General features: G+C 41.5%; 29 protein-coding genes. 9 read left to right on the top strand and 20 right to left on the bottom strand.

Features of this window, described 5'->3' with window-relative positions:
* Window positions 1-109: 109 nt before the first annotated feature.
* The 15 genes from ybgF to cysS all read right to left on the bottom strand — a co-directional run bounded on the left by ybgF (window position 110) and on the right by cysS (window position 12,983).
* Window positions 110-895 (bottom strand): tol-pal system protein YbgF, encoded by a 786-nt coding sequence (gene ybgF, locus ACWU4D_RS00560; protein WP_456049420.1) that lies wholly within the window; start codon window positions 893-895, stop codon window positions 110-112.
* An 18-nt stretch (window positions 896-913) separates the two neighbouring features.
* Window positions 914-1,441: a peptidoglycan-associated lipoprotein Pal gene (pal, locus tag ACWU4D_RS00555; protein WP_456049419.1), complete on the bottom strand. Its 528-nt coding sequence runs from the start codon at window positions 1,439-1,441 to the stop codon at window positions 914-916.
* Window positions 1,442-1,469: 28 nt separating this feature from the next.
* The gene (tolB, locus tag ACWU4D_RS00550; protein WP_456049418.1) at window positions 1,470-2,822 is read right to left on the bottom strand and encodes a Tol-Pal system beta propeller repeat protein TolB; all 1,353 of its coding nucleotides are present in this window, start codon (window positions 2,820-2,822) and stop codon (window positions 1,470-1,472) included.
* A 12-nt stretch (window positions 2,823-2,834) separates the two neighbouring features.
* A complete protein-coding gene (gene tolA, locus ACWU4D_RS00545; protein WP_456049965.1) occupies window positions 2,835-3,995 on the bottom strand; it encodes a cell envelope integrity protein TolA in 1,161 nt (386 codons plus the stop codon).
* 11 nt (window positions 3,996-4,006) lie between these two features.
* Complete coding sequence (locus ACWU4D_RS00540; RefSeq protein WP_456049417.1) at window positions 4,007-4,450, bottom strand: ExbD/TolR family protein; 444 nt, start codon at window positions 4,448-4,450, stop codon at window positions 4,007-4,009.
* Between the two features lie 6 nt (window positions 4,451-4,456).
* On the bottom strand, window positions 4,457-5,140 hold the full coding sequence (tolQ, locus tag ACWU4D_RS00535) for a protein TolQ (RefSeq protein ID WP_456049416.1): 684 nt from the start codon (window positions 5,138-5,140) through the stop codon (window positions 4,457-4,459).
* The gene (gene ybgC, locus ACWU4D_RS00530; RefSeq protein WP_456049415.1) at window positions 5,137-5,547 is read right to left on the bottom strand and encodes a tol-pal system-associated acyl-CoA thioesterase; all 411 of its coding nucleotides are present in this window, start codon (window positions 5,545-5,547) and stop codon (window positions 5,137-5,139) included. Before ybgC ends, tolQ begins: the two co-directional genes overlap by 4 nt.
* A gap of 156 nt (window positions 5,548-5,703) precedes the next feature.
* Window positions 5,704-6,000: a cyd operon YbgE family protein gene (locus ACWU4D_RS00525; RefSeq protein ID WP_456049414.1), complete on the bottom strand. Its 297-nt coding sequence runs from the start codon at window positions 5,998-6,000 to the stop codon at window positions 5,704-5,706.
* On the bottom strand, window positions 5,993-6,100 hold the full coding sequence (gene cydX, locus ACWU4D_RS00520; protein WP_087479513.1) for a cytochrome bd-I oxidase subunit CydX: 108 nt from the start codon (window positions 6,098-6,100) through the stop codon (window positions 5,993-5,995). Before cydX ends, ACWU4D_RS00525 begins: the two co-directional genes overlap by 8 nt.
* A gap of 12 nt (window positions 6,101-6,112) precedes the next feature.
* A complete protein-coding gene (gene cydB / locus ACWU4D_RS00515) occupies window positions 6,113-7,249 on the bottom strand; it encodes a cytochrome d ubiquinol oxidase subunit II (RefSeq protein WP_456049413.1) in 1,137 nt (378 codons plus the stop codon).
* Between the two features lie 18 nt (window positions 7,250-7,267).
* Window positions 7,268-8,854, bottom strand: a complete 1,587-nt coding sequence (locus tag ACWU4D_RS00510) for a cytochrome ubiquinol oxidase subunit I (RefSeq protein WP_456049412.1) — start codon at window positions 8,852-8,854, stop codon at window positions 7,268-7,270.
* 470 nt (window positions 8,855-9,324) lie between these two features.
* Entirely contained in the window at window positions 9,325-10,329 is a 1,005-nt protein-coding gene (gene ruvB, locus ACWU4D_RS00505; protein ID WP_456049411.1) for a Holliday junction branch migration DNA helicase RuvB, read from the bottom strand.
* A complete protein-coding gene (gene ruvA, locus ACWU4D_RS00500; RefSeq protein ID WP_456049410.1) occupies window positions 10,326-10,937 on the bottom strand; it encodes a Holliday junction branch migration protein RuvA in 612 nt (203 codons plus the stop codon). Before ruvA ends, ruvB begins: the two co-directional genes overlap by 4 nt.
* Before the next feature lie 79 nt (window positions 10,938-11,016).
* Window positions 11,017-11,538: a crossover junction endodeoxyribonuclease RuvC gene (gene ruvC / locus ACWU4D_RS00495; protein ID WP_456049409.1), complete on the bottom strand. Its 522-nt coding sequence runs from the start codon at window positions 11,536-11,538 to the stop codon at window positions 11,017-11,019.
* A gap of 65 nt (window positions 11,539-11,603) precedes the next feature.
* Window positions 11,604-12,983, bottom strand: coding sequence for a cysteine--tRNA ligase (gene cysS / locus ACWU4D_RS00490; RefSeq protein ID WP_456049408.1), 1,380 nt, complete (start codon window positions 12,981-12,983; stop codon window positions 11,604-11,606).
* Between the two features lie 158 nt (window positions 12,984-13,141).
* Here cysS and ACWU4D_RS00485 point away from each other — a divergent pair, with 158 nt between their 5' ends.
* The 4 genes from ACWU4D_RS00485 to ACWU4D_RS00470 all read left to right on the top strand — a co-directional run bounded on the left by ACWU4D_RS00485 (window position 13,142) and on the right by ACWU4D_RS00470 (window position 16,159).
* Window positions 13,142-13,636 carry a peptidylprolyl isomerase gene (locus tag ACWU4D_RS00485; protein WP_456049964.1) on the top strand — a complete coding sequence of 165 codons (495 nt, stop codon included), beginning with the start codon at window positions 13,142-13,144 and terminating at the stop codon, window positions 13,634-13,636.
* 110 nt (window positions 13,637-13,746) lie between these two features.
* On the top strand, window positions 13,747-14,469 hold the full coding sequence (lpxH, locus tag ACWU4D_RS00480; protein WP_456049407.1) for a UDP-2,3-diacylglucosamine diphosphatase: 723 nt from the start codon (window positions 13,747-13,749) through the stop codon (window positions 14,467-14,469).
* Window positions 14,470-14,558: 89 nt separating this feature from the next.
* A complete protein-coding gene (locus ACWU4D_RS00475) occupies window positions 14,559-15,773 on the top strand; it encodes an EAL and HDOD domain-containing protein (protein ID WP_456049406.1) in 1,215 nt (404 codons plus the stop codon).
* Window positions 15,774-15,778: 5 nt separating this feature from the next.
* Complete coding sequence (locus ACWU4D_RS00470) at window positions 15,779-16,159, top strand: YchJ family protein (protein WP_456049405.1); 381 nt, start codon at window positions 15,779-15,781, stop codon at window positions 16,157-16,159.
* 122 nt (window positions 16,160-16,281) lie between these two features.
* Here ACWU4D_RS00470 and ACWU4D_RS00465 read toward each other — a convergent pair whose 3' ends face one another.
* Both ACWU4D_RS00465 and ACWU4D_RS00460 read right to left on the bottom strand, forming a co-directional pair.
* Complete coding sequence (locus ACWU4D_RS00465; protein WP_456049404.1) at window positions 16,282-16,914, bottom strand: YccT family protein; 633 nt, start codon at window positions 16,912-16,914, stop codon at window positions 16,282-16,284.
* Between the two features lie 132 nt (window positions 16,915-17,046).
* Entirely contained in the window at window positions 17,047-17,925 is an 879-nt protein-coding gene (locus ACWU4D_RS00460; RefSeq protein WP_456049403.1) for a porin, read from the bottom strand.
* A 501-nt stretch (window positions 17,926-18,426) separates the two neighbouring features.
* Between ACWU4D_RS00460 and dinG the strand changes: the two genes are divergently transcribed.
* The 5 genes from dinG to xthA are packed head-to-tail and all read left to right on the top strand — an operon-like array spanning window position 18,427 to window position 22,894.
* Window positions 18,427-20,499, top strand: a complete 2,073-nt coding sequence (gene dinG, locus ACWU4D_RS00455; protein ID WP_456049402.1) for an ATP-dependent DNA helicase DinG — start codon at window positions 18,427-18,429, stop codon at window positions 20,497-20,499.
* Between the two features lie 37 nt (window positions 20,500-20,536).
* Entirely contained in the window at window positions 20,537-21,316 is a 780-nt protein-coding gene (locus ACWU4D_RS00450; protein WP_456049963.1) for a sulfite exporter TauE/SafE family protein, read from the top strand.
* Entirely contained in the window at window positions 21,313-21,846 is a 534-nt protein-coding gene (gene priC, locus ACWU4D_RS00445) for a primosomal replication protein PriC (protein ID WP_456049401.1), read from the top strand. The genes ACWU4D_RS00450 and priC overlap by 4 nt, the downstream gene beginning before the upstream one ends.
* Window positions 21,843-22,025, top strand: coding sequence for a DUF2496 domain-containing protein (locus tag ACWU4D_RS00440; RefSeq protein WP_456049400.1), 183 nt, complete (start codon window positions 21,843-21,845; stop codon window positions 22,023-22,025). Before priC ends, ACWU4D_RS00440 begins: the two co-directional genes overlap by 4 nt.
* Window positions 22,026-22,081: 56 nt before the next feature.
* Window positions 22,082-22,894 carry an exodeoxyribonuclease III gene (gene xthA, locus ACWU4D_RS00435; RefSeq protein ID WP_456049399.1) on the top strand — a complete coding sequence of 271 codons (813 nt, stop codon included), beginning with the start codon at window positions 22,082-22,084 and terminating at the stop codon, window positions 22,892-22,894.
* An 82-nt stretch (window positions 22,895-22,976) separates the two neighbouring features.
* Here the strand turns inward: xthA and ACWU4D_RS00430 are convergent, their stop codons facing one another.
* From ACWU4D_RS00430 to ACWU4D_RS00420, 3 genes are all read right to left on the bottom strand, one after another.
* Window positions 22,977-23,654, bottom strand: a complete 678-nt coding sequence (locus ACWU4D_RS00430) for an ABC transporter permease (RefSeq protein ID WP_456049398.1) — start codon at window positions 23,652-23,654, stop codon at window positions 22,977-22,979.
* A gap of 2 nt (window positions 23,655-23,656) precedes the next feature.
* Entirely contained in the window at window positions 23,657-24,397 is a 741-nt protein-coding gene (locus ACWU4D_RS00425) for an ABC transporter permease (protein ID WP_456049397.1), read from the bottom strand.
* Between the two features lie 80 nt (window positions 24,398-24,477).
* Complete coding sequence (locus ACWU4D_RS00420; RefSeq protein WP_456049396.1) at window positions 24,478-25,254, bottom strand: ABC transporter substrate-binding protein; 777 nt, start codon at window positions 25,252-25,254, stop codon at window positions 24,478-24,480.
* Window positions 25,255-25,295: the final 41 nt, after the last annotated feature.

Raw genomic sequence — 25,295 nt, 5'->3', positions numbered from 1 at the left:
ACCGTAGAAGCAGAGAGTCAAAAGCGATAACGTGTCTTTATTGAGCAAAATAAGAAGTAAAAATAAATAAAGGAGCAAAAATGCTCCTTTATCTTATTATCGAACTTAATTAATTGCCGAGCTTCTGTTTCGCTTCATCAGCAGACTTACTTGATGGGTACTCAGAAACAACCTGTTGATAGTATCGAGTAGCCGCAGCACTGTTGTTGTTCTGCTTTTCAATATCACCCAGTTTCACTAATGCATCGGCTCTTTTACTCGATGATTCAAAATTTACGACCGAAGCAAAGTTGGTTTGCGCATCGTTATATTGCTTTTTGGCAAAATAAAGCTGACCAAGCCAGTAATGGGCATTCGGAGTAAATGATGAGTTTGGAAACTGCTGGCGAAATTGATTAAACGCATCAATAGCTCCAGAGTAATCACGTTTTTTCAAAATGAGATCAACAGCATTTTGATATGCGGCTTGCTCATCAACATTCTCGCTATACGTACCTTCGGTTGACGCGGTCGATTCTGAGCCCGACGCAGCACTAGGAGTGTTCTTAGCTTGAGTGCGAATACTGTCGACCTCAATAAACAACTCTCGTTGACGTTGAATCGTTTGCTCGATGTCGTAACTGTTGCGCTCTACAATACCACGGAGCTCTTGAAGCTCCATCGTCATTTGCTCAAGCTGCTGCTGCATTTGTAGCTGCATTTGATTACGACTTTCGATTAGACGCTCAACACGAGATTTATTGCTGCTCGTTCCACTGACAGAAGGCAATATCGTCGAATTACCGTTCAAATCGGATACTGGAGCGGGAGCTGCAAACGCACTATTCGCTGCGCACGCCAATAACGTAAGCATAGCAACTCGTGGTGTGCTCCTAAACTGTGTATTACCGAACATAGTTAAGCCACTCTTTAATTAGTAAACAAGAACCGCACGACGGTTTTGTGCGTACGCAGATTCATCGTGAGTGTTAACTAATGGTTTTTCTTCACCGTAACTTACGATAGAAATTTGACTAGAAAGTGCACCTAAAGCTTGTAGGTAACGAGCAACTGCTTCAGCACGATACTCACCCAAAGCGATGTTGTATTCAGGGGTTCCACGTTCATCAGCATGACCTTCAATAGTCACGGTTACCGCTGGGTTAGACGTTAGATAAGTAGCATGAAGTGCTAGCATGTCTTCGTAATCAGCAGAAATCGTTGAGTTATCGAATGCAAAATAAACGGTCTGCTCTTGCATGACACGTTCCATCAACTGCTGCTCAGATAATTGACCGCTCTCGTCAATTGAAGATAATACGGTTGATTCATTCGTTATCGCTTGATCGACCGTACTTCCAGTTCCAGAAGCATTTGCAGCTTCATCACTTGAACTACATGCGGTCATCGCAAGTACCGGGATTGCAATCATTAACCCTTTAAGAACTTTGTTCAGTTGCATCTTATATTCCTTAAATTCAAATCACTTTTTATAAAAACGGAGACCAAGCAGGTGCTCTTACACGACCATTTGTTTCCGGCAGTCTAGCTTTAAAACGTCCATCAATTGAAACCATCGATAACACATTAGTATTGTTGAAAATTGAGCTGTATATAACCATACCACCATTAGGGGCAATACTAGGAGATTCATCGAGCAAAGTCTTTGTTAAAATTTGCACTGTTCCAGAATCTAAATCCTGTTTGGCAAGGTTAAAGCCATTAGCACTTTGATTTACCATTATTAAGTAACGGCCATCAGGTGAAATTTGTCCACCTAAGTTTTGTCGACCCTGCCATGTTATACGTTTTGTCGCTCCCGTGTACAAATCTACGTTATAAATCTGTGGCTTACCACCACGGTCAGACGTGAATATCAGTGATTTCCCATTTGGATGCCAGAATGGCTCTGTATTATTAGCAGACCCTCGAGTAATTTGTTTTACCTTTTTGGTCGCTAAATCCATAGTATAAACTTGGAGGTTACCTGTCTTCGATAAAACTAATGCGAGTGATTTTCCATCTGGGGAGAAACGCGGAGCACCATTATGGCGTGGGAATGAGGTCATTTTCTCACGTACACCGGCATAAATATCCATCACATAGATTTCTGAACGACCATTTTCAAACGACACATAAGCTAACTTACGTCCATCTGGTGACCAAGCAGGCGACATGAGTGGTTGTTTAGAGCTCAATACTAACCGTTCGTTGAAACCATCATAATCGGACACACGCAATTGGTATGGGTAATTCTCATTATCCTGTACCACAACATAAGCAATTCGAGTTAAAAAAGCCCCTCGCTCACCAGTAAGTTTCTCATAGACTAAATCAGAGATACGGTGAGCGTACTCTCTCAAACGCTTTTTGGGATAAGCAGCGACGTTGTTAAGCAATAAATATTCTTTCGACAGTACCAATGAGCCTTCGTTGGAGACTCCTTTACGTTCATGCTCGCCCAATTGACCAGCAACAATATCGATCAGCTGATAGCGAATAACATACTCGCCTTTTTCATTCACGCTAATCGCTCCTGTCAGCAACGATTCGACGCCTATTTTTGTCCAATCTTCAAATGCGACATTCGTATCCACATAAGGGATTTGTGGCATTTTACTGGTAGGGACAGGGCTGAATTTCCCACTACGCTGCAGATCCGATGCAATAACGGCAGAGACATCAACAGGTAACGGCTCATTACCTTGCCAATCAAATGGTACAATGGCAATCGGCCTTGCTGAATTAATGCCCTCTGTGATCACAAGATCAAGTGCAGCATGAGCAAGTTGGATGCTACTAAAAGCAATAAGTGTGACACTTAGTATAAGGCGCTGTAACACAAGCGTTTCCTTTTAGTTTGGTTCTACGGTTAAATTGATATTTTTTAGCTGCTCAACAATATCAGGATCGTTTGGAAGTGGATAAGAATTCACTTTCAATACCGCTGCCGAAGTAGCAGCACACACAGCGGAATCCCCTGATAATACACTTAATTTACCCAACACAGCCGTGCCGCCCGCTGGGATTAAGCGTAAATTCACTTTACATGATTTTCCGGAAAAACTGTCGTTGGTCAATAATTGACTCGAGATCAGCTGCTTGTATATGGCGCCATAGCGGTCGAGCTCTGAACTAATAAACTTCGATCGAGCACTACTATTTTGCTCAGCTTCATTTGCTAACCCAGAGAATACATCACTCAAGGCCGCATCTTGTTCTCGTTTCTCTCTTGCCAAACGTTCTTTTTCTAACTTCTCTAAACGGGCTTTCTCTTTCGCTTCTTTCTCAGCTTTCTCTCTCGCTGCCTTTTCCTTCGCTTCCCGTTCAGCCTTCTCTTTGGCTGCTTTTTCTGCTGCTTCCTTAGCGGCTTTCTCCTTCGCTATTCGCGCCTTTTCAGCTTTTTCAGCGGCTTCCTTGGCAGCCTTTTCTTTCGCTATTCTGATTTGTTCCGCTTTCTCTGCCGCTTCTTTTGCAGCCTTAGCTTTCGCAGCCGCCGCTTTAGTCTCGGCCTCTAACTTTTCTTTGGCCTTCTGTTTTGCAATACGTTCTTTTTCAACTTTCTCTAGTTCAGCTTGCTTCTCTTTTCGTGCCTTCTCAGCGGCTGCACTTCGAGCTTCCGCTTCTTTGCGTTCTTTCTCTTTCTCAGCTCGTTTCTTTTCGGCTTCTCGAGTCGCTTTTTCTTCTTTCGCTTGTTGCTCTTTCAGCTTACGAATACGTTCTTCTTCCGCTGCACGGTTTTTCTCTAATAAGTCACTCTCACGACGCAGTTTGTCGAGTCTATCTTGCTCTTGCTGTTGAGCTTTAGAGCGTTGTTCTTTTATCCGCTTAGCTTGTTGACTCACAAGGTTCGGGTCTATAACTACAGCCTCAACCATCGTTCCGGTTTGTTTAGGCTCTATGGACATAAAATTAGAACCCCACAACAAGATCACCACCAACGCGATATGCAAAAGAAGTGAAATGAATAGGGGCATTCCCAAACCTGATTTTTTAACCTTTGAGGTCTCTTTCAAATTCGACACAACTACTCTCGAATATCCGTTAATAAGCCAACTTTGGTAATACCTGCTTGATTTAACTCATCAAGAACAAGCACGATTTCTGCATAAGGTGTTTGAGCATCCCCACCAACGGCCACTGGGGATTCGGGGTTAATTGAGCGTTCAGCTTTAACCAATACGATAGCGTCTTGTAATGATAAGCCGCGTTGAAAACTGTCATTATTTACACTCACACCAATCTCTCCTGCTTGCGTGATCTCTACAATAATGAAGCTCACATCACTATCACCTGCGAGCTCTGAAGCAGATTGCGCATTTTCCGTTTTTGGCAATTCAACATCGACTCCCTGAGTCACAAACGGCGATGTCACCATAAATATAATAAGCAACACTAACATGACATCAATATAGGGAACGACATTAATTTCTGCCGTCATTTTACGCTTCTTCGGCTGATAACCGGCCATAAATAATTACTCCCGCCCAACCATAGCCTGACGATGGAGAATACTATGAAACTCTTCAGAAAATGTGGCGAAATTGTGTTCCAGCTTACCAACGATATTGCTAAGACGGTTATAAGCCATTACGGCAGGAATCGCAGCAAATAGCCCCATCGCTGTTGCAACCAATGCTTCGGCAATACCAGGTGCAACCATTGAGAGTGTCGCCTGTTTTACCGCACCAAGAGCAATAAATGCATGCATAATTCCCCATACGGTACCAAATAGACCAATATAAGGACTGATTGAGCCTACCGTAGCCAAAAAGGGTAAATGCGCTTCCAAAGACTCAACTTCACGAGAGACAGAAACACGCATTGCCCGCGCAGTTCCGTCCATCACGTAATTGGCATCACCGCTATTCGACTTGTGTAGACGTGCAAATTCAGTAAATCCTGCATAAAAGATTTCTTCACATCCACTGATCTCATCTTTCCTTGCTTTCACTTCTTGATAGACATGCGTAAGATCCGCACCCGACCAAAACTTATCTTCAAACAAGGCAGATTGTTTGCCAATTTGTTTTAACACTCGTAGACGTTTGATAATCATCGCCCACGACATAACCGACATGCCTAGTAAAATAAGCATAACTAACTTAACTAATAGGCTGGCTTGTAAAAATAGATCGAGAATCGAAAGTTCAGCGTTCACTGTAACTCCTTGGAAAAAATAGATAATGGGATAGCGATTGGGCGCATTTTCTTATTATTGATGCATGCTACCTGAACTAAAGCACGGCACAATACCTGCTGTTCAGCATTTACGAGCTCCTGACAAAATTGCAAAGAAGCTTTCCTTTGATCAGATATGACACTTATTACCGTCAAATGTTCATCCAATATTGCCGCTTTGATATAATTAATTTCCATCGACTTTACAACGAAACCAATATCATGCTCAAGTAAGACTGATTGCGAGACGCCCCAGGCTCGAATCATCTCCGTCCTTGCGCGTTCAAAAAACTTTAAATAATTTGCATGGTAGACCACACCACCAGCATCTGTATCTTCGTAATAAACCGTGACTGGCCATTTAAATTCAATATTTTCTAGCGACACGAGTAACCCAATAAGTTTTGCTATGCGAATGATTACTATAACGTACTTTTCTTCAATTCGTAAAAGCTCTGCTTCAAATTGATATTGTTATGATAAAAAAATAGCGTTACTTCAAACAAGTAACGCTATTTTATCATCGATTGTAAGCGGTGATGTCTAAAGCAACACCAGCCCTGTAAACCCTAATAATATTAGTAATGAAAAATAAGGACTAAACATGAGCTTAAAAACGCTTCGATATGGGTGAAACCCAATACCTACAACCATACTGCTGCACATTGACCAGATTAACAATGTCACCTTCAATAGACTAAACCCACCTATCGAATTGGCATATTGAGTAGGCTCCCACATCAATAAACCTGCATGAAACAGTCCCAAAGCCATAATAAACAGCCTAACGATCAGGCTGTCTATTGGCTTCATTAAAATAGCAGCTGGGTTGCTATTCACTATCCTTATCCATCATTTCACTGTGTTCGAGCCACAATGCATTGATAATACCGAATGAGCAGGCAAGCAATACACCTAGAATCCAAGCAAAATACCACATAATTACGACTCCTTAATAAAGTGAACTGTTGTTGTCTTCGATAAATTTGTTATCAAGGCGGCCATACATTTTGTAATAACCAAATGTTGTATAAGCCAAAATAATCGGTACAAATACCGCTGCAACGCCTGTCATTAGCTGGAGTGTTAACTCACTCGATGTCGCATCCCACATCGTCAAACTATGACTAGGCACTAAACTTGAAGGCATAACAAATGGGAACATAGTGAACCCCGCCGTACAAATAACACCAGCACTCGATAAGCTCGCCGCTAGAAACGCAATGCCACCTTTACTAAAACGAGCAGCAATCACAGCAATAATTGGCATGCCCGCTCCTAACGCTGGAGCAATCCAAAGTAATGGGTGAGCATTAAAGTTAGCCATCCAAGCACCCGCTTCACGTGCCACTTCTTTGTTTAATGGATTAGAATCAGCCATCGTATCGATAACGCTTTTTACTACGTAACCGTCGATACTCTGAATCCAATATCCTGCAGCGACAAATGTAATTGTTAGCAACAAACCAACCAATTGTGCAGTGCCTTTTGAACGTGAAAGCAAATCATCAGAGGTTTTCATAATCAACCAAGATGAACCTTGAAGCAAAAACATCAATAAGCTTACAACACCACACAAGAGGGCAAACGGATTCAACAAACCGAAGAATGAACCTTGGTACAAGGGCATCATAAAATCAGTTAGTTCAAATGGTACACCTTGCAATAAGTTACCAAATGCCACACCAAAAATAATTGGCGGAACAAACCCACTAATTGAAATAGCAATATCCCAAGCTTGTCTCCATTGTGGGTCCGTCAATTTCGAGCGGTAATCCAACCCGACTGGACGCAACCATAAAGCGGCAAGAGTGATGATCATTGCCAAGTAAAAACCCGAAAATGACGTTGCATAAACTAATGGCCATGCCGCGAACAATGCACCACCTGCGGTGATTAACCATACTTGGTTGCCATCCCAGTGTGGGGCAATGGAATTTATCATTATTCGGCGTTCGACATCACTTTTACCGATAACTGGAACTAACGCTCCTACACCCATATCAAAGCCATCGGCGATAGCGAAGCCTGCTAGTAGGACACCGACCAGTGCCCACCAAATGAATCGCAAGATTTCGTAATCAAACATTCTTTAGTTCTCCCTACCTTAAGCTTCGACTTGGCGACTGATGTTATCCGCCGCAGTGTTTGCATTTTGTTCAAAGTGATAGCGACCTGTTTTTAGGCTACTTGGCCCTTTACGAGCAAATTTCACCATCAAATAGACTTCTGCCAACAAGAACACGGTATAAAGTGCAAGAATAGCGAATAGTGATATGTAAATTTCACTCGCACTTAACGCAGAACTGGCCACGTTTACAGGGAGAATTTCACCGACAGCCCAAGGCTGGCGACCAAATTCGGCAACAAACCAACCGGTTTCAACCCCAATCCAAGGTAATGGAATACTGAACAGTGCTGCTTTAAGAACCCAACGTTTTTGCTCAATTTTCTGACGACAGCTTTGAATGAATGCTGCGCCAAATACAAATAGCATCGCAAAACCACACGCAACCATAATACGGAACGCCCAGAATAGCGGCCATACTGTTGGAATTGTGTCATCTGCGGCGGCTTGAATCTGTTCTTCTGTCGCATCAACAACATTGTCGGTGTATCGCTTAAGTAACAAGCCATAACCTAGGTCGTGCTTAACTTCATCAAATGCCGCAATATTTTCAGCGGATTTATCACCTGAGCGCAATTTAGTCAGCAGCTCATAGGCGTACATACCGTTGCGAACACGATCAACGTGACCATCACGTAAATCGTTAAGCCCTATGACTTCTTCATCAAAGGAACGTGTTGCAATAATACCCATCACGTAAGGGATTTTAATCGCATAATCCGTATGTCGAGTTTCTTGGTTCGGTAAACCAAATAGGGTGAAAGGTGCTGGCGCTTCTTCGGTGTGCCATTCGGCTTCCATCGCTGCCAATTTCACTTTTTGCACTTCACCTACTTCATAGCCCGATTCATCACCAAGAACGATAACTGACAATACTGCGGCAATACCAAATGAAGAAGCCACTGCAAACGAACGGCGAGCAAACGCGAGATCTCGGCCTTTTAGAATATAGTATGCAGACACACCTAGAATAAACATCGCACCTGTGGTGTAACCTGCAGCCACAGTGTGAACAAATTTAACCTGAGCAACTGGGTTTAGTACCACTTCAGCAAAGCTGGTCATTTCCATACGCATGGTTTCAAAGTTGAATTCAGATCCAACAGGATTTTGCATCCAACCATTTGCAACTAGAATCCACAGTGCTGACATGTTTGAACCAATCGCGACCAACCATGTTGATACTAAGTGTTGACGCTTACTCAGGCGGTCCCAACCAAAGAAGAACAACCCGACAAAGGTAGATTCAAGGAAAAAGGCAACGAGTGCTTCAATCGCTAAGGGCGCGCCAAAAATATCACCAACGTAGTGGGAATAGTATGACCAGTTAGTACCAAACTGGAACTCCATTGTGAGGCCAGTTGCAACACCAAGCGCAAAGTTAATACCAAATAACTTACCCCAAAACTTAGTCATATCTTTGTAAATCTGTTTATCTGTCATCACATACAGTGATTCCATGATTGCCAGAAGAAAGGACATTCCTAATGTCAGTGGGACAAACAAAAAGTGATACATCGCAGTGAGTGCAAATTGCAATCGCGATAGATCAACTATGTCGATCATGTTAACTCCTTTGTGTCGGCTGAATGACACGTCTTTCAAATAAAGCAGCTTCAGCTGCACCAATCTTAAATTTTTTTATTGTTACAAATTGTAAGTAATTGGAAGAGGCATCTGTAAAATAAACTTATAAAAAGATAATTTCATTAAGCAATACCTAATATAATAGAGAGAATTTTACTGGTTAATGAGATGGCTTTCAAAGGTTTTGTAATAATCGTGGGTATTGATATAGATCAATTTAGTTTCTTAATTTTCAATCTGTTAACAAAATAATTGAGGCAGATCAATTTTTAGATATGAGTTAATGTCTGAATGAGTTGAAAATGGGTATTCAAACCATTTGTGGATACATTTAATTAACAATAGTAATCAGATAAAACAACATTTATGAATCATAAAATATCTTCATGAAGTGTGATAAAGATCACACTCGATTTAATCTATTGACTTAGGTCTCATTTTCGAAAAGCTTATTTTACTTTATTAAAATGAAGGTAAGCTCTATCTGTTGCAACTCGTCCTCGAGGTGTACGTTGCAAAAAACCCTGCTGAATCAAATACGGTTCAATGACATCCTCAATGGTGTCTTTTTCTTCACCAATTGCCGCTGCTACATTATCTAGCCCGACTGGTCCACCGGAAAATTTATCGATGATGGCGAGGAGTAATTTTCTATCCATGTAATCAAACCCCTTAGGATCAACATCCAGCATCTTAAGCGCCATATCTGCAGTATCGACACCAATATGCCCGTCCCCTTTAACTTCAGCATAATCACGAACACGTCGAAGCAGTCGATTGGAAATACGAGGAGTACCACGAGAGCGTTTAGCTAGTTCTAACGCGCCTTCCATATCCATTGAAAGATCTAAGCAATCAGAACTACGCTTAACGATATTTTTTAAGTCTTCCACTTGATAGTATTCTAACCGTTGAACAATACCAAAACGGTCTCTAAGTGGTGAAGTTAGCGAACCAGCTCGTGTAGTCGCGCCAATCAAGGTAAAAGGTGGTAAGTCAATTTTGATTGAACGCGCCGCTGGCCCCTCACCAATCATAATATCAAGTTGGTAATCTTCCATTGCTGGATAAAGCACTTCTTCAACCACAGGACTTAAGCGGTGGATTTCATCGATAAACAGCACATCATTTTCTTCAAGATTGGTTAGCATCGCAGCCAAGTCTCCAGCTTTCTCCAATACCGGCCCAGACGTGGTTCTAATGTTTACCCCCATCTCATTAGCGACAATATTAGCCAGTGTCGTTTTACCTAACCCGGGAGGTCCAAAGATCAACAAATGATCAAGTGCTTCTTGACGCTTTTGCGCCGCCTCAATAAATATTTCCATCTGCACACGGACATGATCTTGACCTTGATAGTCTGCTAGTGTTTTTGGCCTTATCGCACGATCAAAGGCCTCTTCTTCTTTGAAAACTGGGTTATCTGCGGCAATCAATCTGTCTGCTTCAATCATACCATCGCTCTCAAGGCTGCTTTGATTAAGGCTTCGCTGCTCATATCAGGTTCACTAACCTGTTTGATGATCTTCACTGCTTGAACTTCTTTGTAACCAAGCGCAATCAATGCACTAACCGCTTCGTCCGAGACACTGCTCGCTGAAGATGCAACCACACCAGCTTGAGATGGCTGTGGACTGCTAAATAGATCGCCAGTTGACCACCCTTTCAAACGATCTTTCATTTCAACGACGAGTCGCTCAGCAGTTTTTTTACCCACACCTGGCAATTTTATTAAGGTTGAGATGTCTTCTCGTTCAACACAATCGACAAATTGCTCTGCCGTCATACCTGAAAGAATCCCGAGACCTAATTTGGGCCCCACGCCATTTGCCTTAATAACTTCACGAAAAAGAGCACGCTCTCGGATGGTATTAAATCCATATAATAACTGAGCGTCTTCGCGGACAACAAAATGCGTGTAGACAATAGCTTCTTCACCGACATCAGGTAATTCATAGAAACAGCTCATTGGCATTTGAATTTCATACCCGATACCACTCACTTCAATCAAAGCTACTGGAGGTTGTTTTTCAATGATGCTTCCGCGCACTCGTCCTATCACAGCGTGATCCTATCTAATTCAAGAATTTCAAAAAATAATAATAAATTACTGGATAAATAGCCAGTGTTAAACAATTTAACTAACGATATCGCCCACGTCTGGCAGCGGTGGCTTTTCCAGATAACGCCACTAACGTTTTGTTGGTGTTTGCATGACAAATTGCAATTGCTAACGCATCTGCCGCATCCGCTTGTGGTTTTGCTGGTAACTTCAACATCTGCTTCACCATATGTTGAACCTGAGACTTTTCTGCTGCGCCAGAGCCGACTACAGCTTGCTTCACCAATCGCGCTGCATACTCATACACTGGCAAATCTGCATTGGCGGCGGCGACTATCGCACTACCTCGAGCTTGGCCTAGCTTTAACGCAGAATCGGCATTTTTCGCCATAAAAACTTGCTCGATAGCAAACTCTTCTGGCTGAAATTGAATAATAATTTCGCTCACGCCCGCGTATATCTGTTTTAATCTACCCGGCAATTCACCTTCACTGGTACGAATACAACCACTTCCTAAGTATTGAAGTTGCCTACCTTGCTGCTTAATAACACCATAACCAGTAATACGCGAGCCTGGATCAATCCCCAATATAATCGACATAATTGCCCTAAATATGGAAAGGGCTTAGTTTCCCAAGCCCTTTACGTTAATGCACAACAAACAGGTTACTTCTTACGCCATGTCGTTCCTGTTGGGCCATCCTCTAAGACGATGCCCATTTCGTTCAAACGATCTCGAGCGACATCAGCATTTGCCCAATCTTTCGCCGCTCTTGCATCGTTGCGCATTTTAATCAAACCTTCAATTTCAGCAACTTCGTCGTTATCATCGTTACCTTGAAGAAACGCATCAGGCTCTTGATACAAAATACCAATAACATCGGCTAACTCACGCATTTGAACCGCGAGTGCTGCTGCTTTATCAGTATCATTAGATTTAAGACGATTCACTTCTCGCGCCATATCAAACAATGTGGAATAGGCTTCAGGTGTATTAAAATCATCGTTCATTGCCGTTTTAAAACGAGCAACAAACTCTTCACCATAAGCTGCATCAACGGTCAAATCTAGGCCGCGCATTGAGGTATACAAACGTTCTAGCGAAGCTCGTGCTTGATTGAGGTTTTCTTCACTATAATTTAACTGACTACGATAATGACCCGACATCAAGAAGTAGCGAATCGTCTCAGCATCATAATGACCAAGAACATCACGAATCGTGAAAAAGTTACCCAGTGATTTAGACATTTTTTCTCTGTCTACCATCACCATCCCACTGTGCATCCATGTATTTACATAGTCAGTACCGTGAGCACAACATGATTGAGCGATTTCATTTTCATGGTGCGGGAACTGCAAATCAGAACCACCACCATGAATATCAAAATGATTGCCCAGCAACGCAGAATTCATTGCCGAACATTCGATATGCCATCCTGGACGCCCAGGTCCCCATGGTGATTCCCATGTTGGTTCACCAGGTTTAGACATTTTCCACACAACAAAATCTAACGGACTGCGTTTTGCCTTGTCGATATCTACTCGTGCACCCGCTTGAAGCTGATCTAAATCTTGCTTTGACAACTTTCCATATTGTTCAAACTTAGCAACTTCAAACATCACGTCACCGTTACTAGCAACATAGGCGAAACCTTTATCAATTAAGCTTGTTACCAGTGTAATAATCTCATCAATATAGTCAGTTGCTCGAGGTTCATGATCTGGGCGCAGAATATTTAACGCGTCAAAGTCTGCGTGCATTTCCCCTATCAAGCGTTCAGTTAGCGCATCACAAGATTCTTGGTTTTCATTCGCGCGTTTAATGATTTTGTCGTCTATATCGGTAATATTTCGAACAAATGTAAGATCATACCCTAAATAACGAAGATAACGCCCCACAACATCAAATGAAACAAACGTCCGACCATGGCCGATATGACAGAGATCGTAAATGGTGACACCACACACGTACATACCGATCTTGCCATCAGTAATGGGTTTAAATTGTTCTTTCTTACGCGTTAGGGAGTTATATATAGTTAGCATGATCACTGTCTAAGTTGGTTAAATGTCAAATGAACCATGATTATAACCATTCTCAAGTATCTAGGTCATCTATATTCTTTCATTAAGGTATTTTGATTGTTGCCTTAACTAAGCTAGAATTACGCTTTCTAAAATCACAAAAACTTAAGGTAACGATGATGATCACTCTTCATACCAATTTTGGCGACATCAAGATCGAACTCAACACAGAAAAAGCGCCTGAAACTAGCGCAAACTTCCTTCAATACTGTAAAGAAGGCTTTTACGATGACACATTATTCCACCGTGTTATTGACGGCTTTATGATTCAGGGCGGCGGTATGACGTCTGGACTAAAAGAAAAGAGCACTCGCGCTCCAATTAAAAACGAAGCAAACAATGGTTTAGAGAATACTGTTGGCACGCTTGCAATGGCTCGCACCATGGACCCACACTCTGCTAGTTCTCAATTTTTCATTAACGTCAATGACAATGCATTTCTTAACTTCCGCTCGGAGTCTAGAGATGGTTGGGGCTACTGTGTATTTGCAGAAGTGACAGAAGGAATGGATGTCGTTGAGAAAATTAAAGCCGTAAGTACAGGTTCATATGGTATGCATCAAGATGTTCCTCTGGAAGATGTTGTGATTACTGGAACAACGATCGAAGAATAATTATCTCTGTTGGCGCAAAGCCAGACGTTATGAGATTCTGAATCTATCTAATAAAGGTACTAATTTAAATTAGTGCCTTTTATTTTATAAGAAGACTTTAATTACCCACTATGCGCACACTTTTTATTTCTGATCTCCACCTTTCACCTCAGCAGCCAAAACTTACTGAGGCTTTTATACGCTTTCTACAAAACGAAGCCAGTAACGCGGACGCGCTTTACATTCTTGGTGATCTATTTGACTTTTGGGTTGGCGATGATGACTCAACAGAATTTGCTCAAGCGATAAAAGCAACGCTTAAGTCTTTTACGGATAGTGGTATCAATTGTTACTTTATCCAAGGCAATCGAGATTTTCTGATCGGATCAAGGTTTGAGCGAGAAACTGGCGTTGTTGTTTTACCAGAGATCACTGAGATTACGTTGAATGGAAGCCGATGTGTTCTCCTACATGGTGATACTTTATGTTTAGAAGATGAACGTTATTTGGCATTCAGACAGAAAGTCCATAATCCATGGTTGCAATGGGGATTTAACAAGCTACCCTTTAAAGTAAGACAAAAAATCGCTATTAAAGTACAAACAGGCACACAACTGGATAAGTCTAAGAAATCATTAGATATAATGGATGTAACGCACGAAGAAGTGATTCGCGTTATGACAAACCATAGTGCTGAAATCATGATTCATGGTCATACTCATCGTCCTAATATTGAGCAGATAGATAACCAAGGTATTTATCTAACTCGCATTGTACTGGGAGATTGGGGAAGCAAACTGTATTATTTGGACTTTAATGATGATGGTTACACATTAAAAGACGAACCGATCTAGCTAATATATTTTGCCATTACTAATCTAAAATTAGATTTGATAAACAGGCTTTCAGCATTTAATTAAACAAGGTAATACAAGGGGCACCTTTGCAGTATTCATATATAGCTCGTCAACCGATTCTGGATAAGGATAAAAACCTTGTTGCTTATGAACTATTGTTCCGAGATGGCCCAAATAATAAATTTCCAGACATAGAAGCGGAACAAGCCACTAGCCGTCTGCTATCAGAGCATTTTTTTGCTGTCCACAATCAAGATTCTCAGGCAGTGTTAACCTTTGTTAACTTTCCTTATCAAAGCATCATTAATTTGGTTCCTACGCTGTTGCCTAAAGAAAACCTAATTATTGAAATACTTGAGGATTGCGAACCAAATCAAGCTCTTCTTAATGCTGTGAAGACGTTACACAAAGAAGGGTATCGTCTGGCTTTAGATGACTTTATTCCATCTCCTGAGTGGAAGCCGTTTTTACCATATATTTCGATCATCAAGTTCGATATTCGACTCGTACCTATCGAGAAAGCAAAGATACTTCTTGATCGATTGCAACATACTCCAATTCAATTTTTAGCTGAAAAAGTCGAAACTCATGAAGAGTACCAGGAAGCATTAGAAGCTGGATTTACTCTATTTCAAGGCTATTTTTTCAGTAAACCAGAACTCATACGCAGTAGAAAGATCGATCCATCAGTACTCACGGTCATTCAGCTGTGCCAAGAGATTTCAAAGCCTGCATTGGACTTCGACGCCATTGAATCATTAATGTCTAAAGATGTGAGCCTCTCTTTTAAGCTGCTCACTATTGTGAATGGTTCACCCAACGTGATGACTGATATCACATCATTCAAACAAGCTATTGTTTATCTTGGTGAGCAAAAATTACGAAAATTTATTTCGCTGTTAGCGATTGCGTCAACGTCTGAAGATAAGCCGCAATATCTCTATAATTTATCTCTACAAACGGCTCGTTTTTGTGAATTAATTGCCCAACTGTCAAGCGTGAAAATCACCCCGTCTTCCGCATTCCTAAGTGGGATGTTTTGTTACCTAGATAGCCTGCTTGACCAACCGCTCGAAGAGCTCTTAGAAGCCATTCCTATTGAGAAGTCAGTAAAGGACGCACTCCTCAACCATACTGGCTCATTAGGACTCCTTATACGTCTATCTATGGCGTATGAAAAAGCTGAATGGGGAACTGTGGAAGATATTGCGCAGTCACTTGAACTCAACATGGATCAGGTCGCGAGTTGCTATGACAACGCCATTGCTTGGACATCTGAATTGTTTACTAAAATAGATTAATTAATATGAAGCATTGCCCTTGTGGAAGCAAAAAACACTATAAAAACTGCTGCCAGTTAGTTCATAATGATCATGCTCAGGCACGTAAACCCGAACAACTTATGCGTGCTCGCTATTGCGCTCATGTTCTTAATCTCGTCGATTTCATCATCATGACCTATCATCCCGATCGCCAACAGGAATTCACCAAAGATGATATTCAAGAAGGGTGTGAATTGGAATGGACAAAGCTTGTGGTCGAGCATTCTCATTTGTCGAGCAATACTGAAGGCTTTGTTCACTTTAAGGCCTATTACAATGATAATGGTCAGAGTCAGTGCTTAAATGAAAAATCTCGCTTTATAAAACACAAAGGTTTCTGGTTCTACGTTGATGGAACTTATTAAAAAGAAACAATTGAGAATTGTGAGGACGTAAGAACAGTAAATAAGATGAAAACTGACTCAATGAGCCAGCTCCCAACGTAGATTCAGATGTTTTAACTCCGCGCAACCACTACCGCTGCGACTTACTTTTCTTGTTCAGCAAGCCATTGTTTAATTTGGTCACGCTGCTCTTCTGTCGCATTGTTATAAAGCAACTTAAACGTATTCAGCAGCGAAAGATCATTCCCACCCTGCATCACTTCATCAGTCACAACTTTTGTAGCGCCATCTTGTGCGTACTGATTTCCTTGTGCCAAGTTATAAGCCGCTAATGGCTTTTCTATATCCGCATACGGCATAAAGCCTTGCCCAGGTAAGGCATCATATTCCAGTTGATACTCATCCCCTTTTTGATTAACTAAAGTCCATAGAGGATCGCGCTTGAAATAAGCATTTGCCTGAGAGTAGGAACGGAGCCTAGGCAACACAATTGATAACTGATCATCAGCGTTAAACTGAATAAACGAAACATTCGGCGTGGTTGAATACAACCGATTCATACTTCCATCACGTAAGCTAGCTCTAAAACGGTATACTAATTGATGCTCTCCCGCAGAGATATCACTCAATGTTCCCTTTACTAATTCAGATTTCGTTATCTTTTTACCATCGATCGCCATCAGTTCAATCGTTGAATCGACGGTCAATGTCGCTGCCTCTACAACCAAGCTCGACAATAAGCTGATACCTAAGACTAGAAAACGTTTATTACTCATATCACTTACAACCTTACTTAGACAAACAATGAATAAATTTTGTATTGACTGGCTTTAATGCTATTAACCTAAAACGCAAAAGACCGCCCTAAAGGCGGCCTTTTTAAGAAAGTGTTTCAACTAATCGCTAGATTAGAATGATACTTCCATACCAGCTACGTAACCAAGCTCTTCTGTTGCATCTGCTTGGAAACCAACTTCGCCGTATACACGCACGTTAGTTGCTAATTGGTTAACAACGTTTGCGTAGATAGTGTCTACAGTGTCATCAGCGCCATCAGTATCTGCAGTAGAGAAACCTAGAGCGTAAGATGTTGCATCCATCGAGTATTTAACGTTAGCTTCTAAGTACTCAGTTTCTACGTCATTAGTTTCTTTAGAACCAATCGATGCATTGAAAGTTAGAGCATCAGCTGAATAAGTTGCTTGAACGTTGTAAGCAGACTCTTCAAAACCAGTTGCTTCGCCATCTAATGCGTAGATTGCTAAAGTAAGGTCACCAACATACACACCGATACGACCATCTACATCAGAATTCTCACCATCTGATTCTTCTAGGTCAGTAGAAAGACCAAAGAAGAAGCTGCCGTTGTCGAAAACGTACTTGATTACATCGTCGCCAGAAGCGTTAGTAGTACCGTATTGAGCTCCACCAAATTCGAAGTCTGCACCAATACCTGCGTCATCTGCAATATAAAGTTGCTTACCGAAAGTGATAGTACCCATAGATGCAGATGAGAAACCTACAAAAGTTCTGTCTGCAGCATCTTCATCAATACTTACTTCACCAATTGCTGAAGTATCTTCAGATAGAGCAACAGAAGTTGATGCTGTTAGATCGAAATCATCGATACGAACTGCTAGGTCTGAGTCAGTGTAACCTTCGTTACCAATAAGTTGCACTTCAGCTACACCAGAAATAGATGTTGAAACACCGCCGTCGTTATAAACTTCTGCTGCGTTTACAGAACCTGCTGCTAATACCGCTAGAGCTACTAGAGTCTTTTTCATATTAATCCACTGCCTTTTCTTTTGGGGAATCCTAATATTGGTTCCCTCTGTTTTGTTTGATGAAGAACGAAAGTTTTTTTGTTCTTCGCCAGTAATTCCGAAACCTAGATTGCAAAAGATTACCCTGCGTGTCAACTCTTTAATAAAACAATGTAAAATAAAAATAACTGTCTATTTTACATATAGTTAAACAATAAAATAACAAAACAGCCACAATATCACGCTCAAAAACCAAAAAAATAGGGCTCTAATTTTTATCACAAAAACAAAATAAAACACTCGTTTGGTTATTTTATTACCATAAATTTAGACATTTATAAAAACTAATCGTGACATTTAGAGTTTTATATTTTTTTGAGCGCGAATTTAATTTAAGTAACTGAAGATTAGGTTTTTTTGTGAGAAGGATCTGACTTTATTTAAAAAAGTTACGTTGTAAAACGCAGTAACGCCGTATCTACGCCTGTGGTAACATAGTGAAATCATCATTTAGGGCCAAATATGTTAACCAGTAAAGTCCAAAAGCTCATCCAAAAAAGCTATCAAAACCTCCCATACCAACTTGATAATTTTGTTCCTCGTCGAGCACAAAACTATCTTGTTGCTGAAATAGCCAAGACACTACATGGTCAATACCATAAAACTAATCGCATAATGGTTGCTGAGGCTGGAACAGGAATTGGGAAGTCTCTCTCCTACTTAATGGCTGCCGTACCAATGGCCGTGCTTAACAACCGTAAATTGATCATTTCGACCGCCACTGTCGCGCTTCAAGAGCAACTCGCACATAAAGACCTTCCTTTATACCGTCGCTTAATCGAAATCGACTTTCAATATCGCGTTGCCAAAGGACGTCAACGTTACTGCTGTAGAGAGAAGCTAGCTGCATTTTCAGAATCTGGCGATCAATTAGGCTTTCAATTTGAGACAAAACCCGAAGAGGATGAAATTGCCCTATTACGTGACTTATATAAAGCTCTGGATTCAGGCAAGTGGGATGGAGAACGTGACAGTTGGCCTTCTACGATAACAAATGAAACTTGGCAGCGTATCGCGAGTGACAAATTTGGCTGTAATCCGACCTTTTCTGTCCATCGGCAATGTCCATATCATAAAGCCCGAGTAGAACTAGAAGCGGCTGATGTTATTATTGCAAACCATAGTCTAGTGCTTTCCGATGCTGAGCTTGGTGGTGGTGTTATTCTGCCAGAGCCAGAAGAAAGTATTTATATTTTTGACGAAGCGCACCATCTCCCACAAATTGCCCGCGAACACACCGCTGCATTTGCCCCGTTAAAAAACAGCATTAGTTGGCTGGAACGGCTTAACCAAACCTTAGCTAAATTTACGACATTAGCCGAAGAACAACGAGTGTTTCGCTTTAGTAATGAGCTAACCGATGCAATCCAAGTGATTATTCCATCCTTATTATTAGTGTCCAAACACATCGACACCACACACTTTGTCGAAAAGCGACTTAGGTTTGAGCATGGGGAATTGCCTGACTGGTTACAAACCGAAGCAAAGGATCTAAAGAAGTCGACCAAGAAAGCTCGCCAAGCCGTGGGCAAAATTTCAGACCTAATAAGCGAGAAAACAAAGGAAGGTCAGCTAGCATTGAGAATTGCTCAGCCCGCTTTAGCTGAACTCGGAAGCTATGAGCAACGCCTAGAAAATCTCAACCAAGTATGGTCGTTAATGGCAAAACCTACTTCGAAGAGCACAACACCACTAGCACGGTGGTTAGAGATAAGTGAAGAACGAGAAGATGACGTCGTCGTTCATGTGTCACCCATTGAAGTTGGTTATCACTTGGAACAGGCGATATGGAGTCGATGTGTGGGAGCCGTGCTTACCTCCGCCACTATGCGGGCACTCAACTCTTTTAGCTATTTTTGTCATCAGGCTGGAATTAGTCAAAAAGAAGAAGATGGTGTTCAGTTTCTAGCTTTGGCCTCGCCGTTTGATTATCAAACCCAGGGTGAATTGTTGGTAGCGGATATTGGCGTCGATCCTCAAGCAGAAGATTTCACCAAAAAATTAGTTAACAAGTTGCCTAACTATTTATTAGAGAAAAAAGCCAACTTAGTCTTGTTCGCATCTTATTGGCAAATGAATGAAGTTGCTTCGTCATTATCAGCCAAACTAAGTAAGAAAGGTTGGTTGATTCAAATTCAAGGAACCAAGTCGAGAAAAGAAATTCTAGATAATCATAAATTCACCATCGATCACGGTGGCACCTCGATTATCTTCGGTACTGGCAGCTTTTCCGAAGGCCTCGATTTACCAGGAAAACTTCTGGAGAACGTGATCATCACTAAAATTCCATTTGCAGTACCAACGTCGCCCATCGAGCAAGCCTTGGCTGAATATATCGAAAGTCGTGGTGGAAACCCTTTCATGCAAATTACGGTACCCGAAGCGAGTAAAAAGCTCGTCCAAAGTGCTGGGCGTTTGCTGCGTAAAGAGCTAGATTCTGGTAGAGTCGTCATCCTTGATCGGCGGATAATGACACGTCGCTATGGCAAAGCTCTCTTAGATGCCCTGCCTCCTTTTAAGCGCGTCGAAAAATAGCGGCCTTTAATGCAGCTTTTAGGAATATAAATCAATGTTGGAATTACTCGAACCATCGGTTATCGTGATATTAGCCATTGTCGCTTTTACCGCTGGTTTTGTTGATGCTGTAGCAGGAGGTGGCGGAATGCTCACTATCCCGGCTCTACTCTCCATTGGGCTGCCTCCACATATTGCACTTGGAACTAACAAAGTTGCCTCAACTTTCGCCTCATCAACAGCGGCATTTACCTACTATAAAAAAAGAATATTTCACCCTCATTTATGGGGGCGAGCGTTTATCGCTACCTGTATTGGGGCTGCGATTGGTACCTATGTGGTGAGTTTTATCTCAACAGAATGGCTCGAAAAAGTTCTACCTCTTGTCATACTTCTTACAGCCTTGTACACGATATTGCACAAGGCCCCCAAAAATACGGACATAACTCCAACTAAGGACATCAAACAATTTCATCCTAAGCAAGTGGTACAAGGCTCTGTCTTAGGGTTTTATGATGGTGTTGCCGGGCCTGGAACAGGCGCATTCTGGACCGTAAGTTCGATGGCAATCTATAAGTTTGATATATTAAAAGCTTCCGGATTGGCGAAAGCAATGAACTTCACCAGCAACGGAACCTCGTTGGTTACCTTCGCTTTGTTGGGCCATATCGATTGGCTTGTAGGCTTGACCATGGGAGTCTTCTTAATGGCAGGGGCTTATGTTGGTGCGCATTCTGCGATTCGTTTTGGTGGACGCTTTATTCGCCCTGTTTTTATTTCTGTTGTCTCCGTCATCGCACTTAAGCTCGCCTATGAAGCATGGTTTATAGCGATATGAATCTAGAGCTACTTTCCACTGTCATCAATGAATTAAAATCAAAGGCATTGTCATTAGACCGCCATGGAGAAAAAACTCACCAACGAGTATTTGATTCATCGCTGTTTCGTAACCACTCTTATAAATTACATCCTTATGTGGAAGAACTCGAACAGAGCTTGTCTGAATTGATCGTTCATTGTGGCTTCGATACGAATCCTACGAAAACGGACTATTTAAGTGAACGACTTATAAATCAACTAAGTGCCATTCAAAGAGAAATAAATAATCAAACAGCCTCCCGTTCCAACGAGCCACAATTATCGACGCATCAATTACACCAAGACTTAGCGCAACATATAGAGTGGGAACATCGATTGCAAACGATGCTGCTAGAGAAAACTCATCAACTTGAATTGTCATTGGACGAAGATGCTTCGATAATTAAACAAGCTGTGAATACATTAGAACAACGCTTATTTCGTTGCCAAGTGGCGAAACAAACGCTACAAAATAGATTAGATAGGCAAAAGAGGAGAAACAGCGAATGAATAACACCTCATCTGAATTAAATGATGCCCCAAAACACATTCAATTGGCCGTTGATTTGATCTATCTTCTAGAGGCCAATGAAGTTGATCCTAAGGTTGCTATTGATGCCTTAAAAGTTGTCGAACAAGACTTACTTGAAAAAATCAATAAGCTCACGTCACTAACGAATAACGAATAACGAATAACCGAAAACATCTCATTCAATATCACCTCCTGATAGAGAAAAGGACTACGATGAAAATTATCAGTTTTAACATCAATGGGCTACGTGCCAGACTTCACCAACTCCAAGCTATCATCGATAAACATCAACCTGATGTCATTGGGTTGCAAGAAATCAAAGTTCATGACGAAGCTTTCCCAATCGCAGATGTTGAAGCCATGGGCTACCACGTCTACTTTCATGGCCAAAAAGCCCATTATGGGGTTGCTATGCTAAGTAAAACAGAACCCACACATCTACAAAAAGGGTTCCCAACCGATAACGATGATCATCAAAAGCGTATGATTATCGCTACGTTTGCGGGAGAAAATGGGAAAAGCTATACCGTATTAAATGGTTACTTCCCACAAGGCGACAACATCAAGCACGAGACAAAGTATCCCTATAAGCGCGCCTTTTATAACGACTTAGACAGCTACCTCAATCAACACCACTCGCCAGATGAAAACTTGATTGTAATGGGTGATATCAATATTAGCCCAACCGATATTGATATCGGAATTGGTGAGCCCAATCGTGTTCGTTGGCTTAAAACTGGCAAATGTTCCTTCCAGCCTGAAGAACGAGAATGGTATGCGCGCTTAACCGATTGGGGGCTTGTTGATACTTTTCGTTATTTGCATCCAGATGTGAACGATCAATATTCTTGGTTTGATTATCGCTCGAAAGGCTTCTTAGATAATCGTGGTTTACGAATCGATGTTGTCTTAGCTACCGAGAGCTTAAAGGAACATTGTGTCGATGCGGGTATTGATTACGAACTTCGTGGTATAGAAAAGCCATCGGATCACGCACCCATTTGGGCGACGTTTTCTGATATCTAATTAAAACGCATAGAATCACTAAAAAGGCCGCATGTGGTTAAATACATGCGGCCTTATGTTTTCTAGAATAGCTAAATCGGCACTAAGTTCTTGGACGCATAAACGCGAGAAGTTTGGTTTCTGCACGCTTAAATACCCAAATAACGGTAAACGTCAGCATCATATAAAACAATCCTGCCGTCAAAAATGATTCGAATGGAGCATAATAGCGAGAGTTAACCAAACGAGCGGCCCCCGTTAAATCCATGATCGTCACAATACCCGCAACGGCGCTACCATGAATCATGAAAATCACTTCATTACTGTAAGCAGGCAAAGCACGGCGTAGCGCACTAGGCAAAATAATGCGTCTAAATGCCTGAACGGTGCTCATTCCATAGGCTTTTGCTGCCTCCACTTCCCCTTTTGGTAAGCCATTAATCGCACCACGAATAATTTCAGCGGTATAAGCCGATGTGTTAAGAAAAAAGGAGACCAGAGCACAAAACCATGCAAACTCCCATAACGTTCCTTTTACTGGAAAGAACTGATCCATACCGTAGTAAATCAGATAGAGTTGCACCAACAATGGAGTGCCACGGAAAAAGTAAATATAAGCCCAAGCCGGCAAATACAATACAGGATTATTACTATTGCGAGCTAGTGCTAATGGAATCGCAATAATCAATCCCAAAATCAACGCTAGCGAGACCAACCAAGTCGTCGTCCATAAGCCGCTTAAATAAATAGGTAAACTGTCAACGATAAGAGAAAAATCCATATTTACCTCATATGCAGACTGTATTTACGTTCAACCAGCTTCAGTAAGCCAGTGGATATCGACGTAAATAACAAAAATATAATGGCCACAGTCATGTAAAACGTAAAGGGCATTTTAGTTGAACCTGCGGCTAACGAGCTGACTCGTACCATATCATCAAGTCCAATAATGGAGACTAAAGCGGTTGTTTTGAGTAACACCAACCAATTGTTACCAAAACCAGGTAACGCATGACGAATCATCTGCGGAAATAAAATTCGACGAAATGACAGTAACGAGCTCATACCATATGCTTTTGCAGCTTCCAGTTCACCTCGGTCAACAGCCATAATCGCACCACGAAATGTTTCTGCCATATAAGCACCAAAAATAAAACCAATGGTGAGGACACCAGCAATAAAAGGGCTAACGTCGACATACTCTGGCAGATATTCCGTCCACTCATGGCCTGGATTGGAGCTAAGCATCCAACCATTAATCCATTCATTGAACGCATAAAGTGAGTTGTTTAATAGGATTTGGCCACCGAAAAAAATCAGCATCATTAATACCAAATCTGGAATACCGCGAATAACTGTCGTATATAAAGTGGCAATAAAGCGAAGCCCACGATAAGGGGACAGCTTAGACAATGCTCCAATTAACCCGAGTACCATGGCAAGCGCCAATGAAAGTAATGCCACTTCTATCGTTAGAATGGCACCTTCAAAGATTGAATTTTCGTAACCTTGTAAATCCAGCATATAAGGATATTAATGACCGTTAGTGGAAGACATACGGGAGAGATAAATCCCTCCCGTGTACTAAGATGTTTTATAACGAATTAGTCACCATATACGTCATAATCAAAGTATTTGTTTTGAATCGTTTGATATTCGCCTTTCTCACGTAACGATTTGATCGCTGCGTTCAGTTTCATCGTAAGATCGGTGTCTTTCTTACGAGTTGCGATACCAAAGCCATCACCAAACCATTTTGGATCAGTTAATGATGGACCAGTGAATTCATACGCTTCACCGCCTTCTTTATTAAGAACACCCTCTTCTAAAGCTGACGCATCTCCTAATACTGCGGCGATACGACCATTAGCCAAATCAAGGTAAGCTTCATCGAACGAACCATAACGAACAACATCTACAGAATCACCAAAATTGTCAGTGATATACAAATCATGAGTCGTTGCACGTTGAACACCAATTTTTACGCCTTTCAAACCTTCAGCAGTGAACTCTAGGTTAGAGCCTTTCTTAGCAATATATTTGTTAGGAATAAGGGCATATTTATCTGTAAAATTAACTTTCTCTTTGCGCTCTTCTGTAATAGACATAGCGGCAATAATTGCATCGTATTTGCGTGCAAGAAGAGAAGGAATAATCCCATCCCAATCTTGAGGGACAATGACACACTTCACTTCCATTTCTGTACAAAGTGCATTTGCCATATCAACATCAAAGCCTTTTAACGAGCCGTCAGCTTCAGTCCAGCTAAATGGAGGATATGCTCCTTCAATACCAAAACGTACTGTTTTCCATTCCTTTGCTTGAGCAACACCCGTTGCTGCAGTTGCTGCTAATGCAGCGACAAGTAACCACTTTTTCATGTTAATACTCCTGTAAATTATTATTTTAGATTTTATTCAGC

The organism is Vibrio phycocola (assembly GCF_053850235.1).
The sequence above is the reverse complement of the archived record's forward strand: the minus strand, read 5'-3'. Positions and strand labels throughout refer to the sequence as shown.

Coding starts and splice junctions, on each gene's coding strand:
- ybgF (WP_456049420.1), bottom strand. CDS start 895: ATGTTCGGTAATACACAGTTTAGGAGCACACCACGAGTTGCTATGCTT.
- pal (WP_456049419.1), bottom strand. CDS start 1,441: ATGCAACTGAACAAAGTTCTTAAAGGGTTAATGATTGCAATCCCGGTA.
- ACWU4D_RS00540 (WP_456049417.1), bottom strand. CDS start 4,450: ATGGCCGGTTATCAGCCGAAGAAGCGTAAAATGACGGCAGAAATTAAT.
- cydX (WP_087479513.1), bottom strand. CDS start 6,100: ATGTGGTATTTTGCTTGGATTCTAGGTGTATTGCTTGCCTGCTCATTC.
- cydB (WP_456049413.1), bottom strand. CDS start 7,249: ATGTTTGATTACGAAATCTTGCGATTCATTTGGTGGGCACTGGTCGGT.
- ACWU4D_RS00510 (WP_456049412.1), bottom strand. CDS start 8,854: ATGATCGACATAGTTGATCTATCGCGATTGCAATTTGCACTCACTGCG.
- ruvB (WP_456049411.1), bottom strand. CDS start 10,329: ATGATTGAAGCAGACAGATTGATTGCCGCAGATAACCCAGTTTTCAAA.
- ruvC (WP_456049409.1), bottom strand. CDS start 11,538: ATGTCGATTATATTGGGGATTGATCCAGGCTCGCGTATTACTGGTTAT.
- cysS (WP_456049408.1), bottom strand. CDS start 12,983: ATGCTAACTATATATAACTCCCTAACGCGTAAGAAAGAACAATTTAAA.
- ACWU4D_RS00485 (WP_456049964.1), top strand. CDS start 13,142: ATGATCACTCTTCATACCAATTTTGGCGACATCAAGATCGAACTCAAC.
- lpxH (WP_456049407.1), top strand. CDS start 13,747: ATGCGCACACTTTTTATTTCTGATCTCCACCTTTCACCTCAGCAGCCA.
- ACWU4D_RS00470 (WP_456049405.1), top strand. CDS start 15,779: ATGAAGCATTGCCCTTGTGGAAGCAAAAAACACTATAAAAACTGCTGC.
- ACWU4D_RS00465 (WP_456049404.1), bottom strand. CDS start 16,914: ATGAGTAATAAACGTTTTCTAGTCTTAGGTATCAGCTTATTGTCGAGC.
- ACWU4D_RS00460 (WP_456049403.1), bottom strand. CDS start 17,925: ATGAAAAAGACTCTAGTAGCTCTAGCGGTATTAGCAGCAGGTTCTGTA.
- dinG (WP_456049402.1), top strand. CDS start 18,427: ATGTTAACCAGTAAAGTCCAAAAGCTCATCCAAAAAAGCTATCAAAAC.
- priC (WP_456049401.1), top strand. CDS start 21,313: ATGAATCTAGAGCTACTTTCCACTGTCATCAATGAATTAAAATCAAAG.
- ACWU4D_RS00440 (WP_456049400.1), top strand. CDS start 21,843: ATGAATAACACCTCATCTGAATTAAATGATGCCCCAAAACACATTCAA.
- xthA (WP_456049399.1), top strand. CDS start 22,082: ATGAAAATTATCAGTTTTAACATCAATGGGCTACGTGCCAGACTTCAC.
- ACWU4D_RS00430 (WP_456049398.1), bottom strand. CDS start 23,654: ATGGATTTTTCTCTTATCGTTGACAGTTTACCTATTTATTTAAGCGGC.
- ACWU4D_RS00425 (WP_456049397.1), bottom strand. CDS start 24,397: ATGCTGGATTTACAAGGTTACGAAAATTCAATCTTTGAAGGTGCCATT.
- ACWU4D_RS00420 (WP_456049396.1), bottom strand. CDS start 25,254: ATGAAAAAGTGGTTACTTGTCGCTGCATTAGCAGCAACTGCAGCAACG.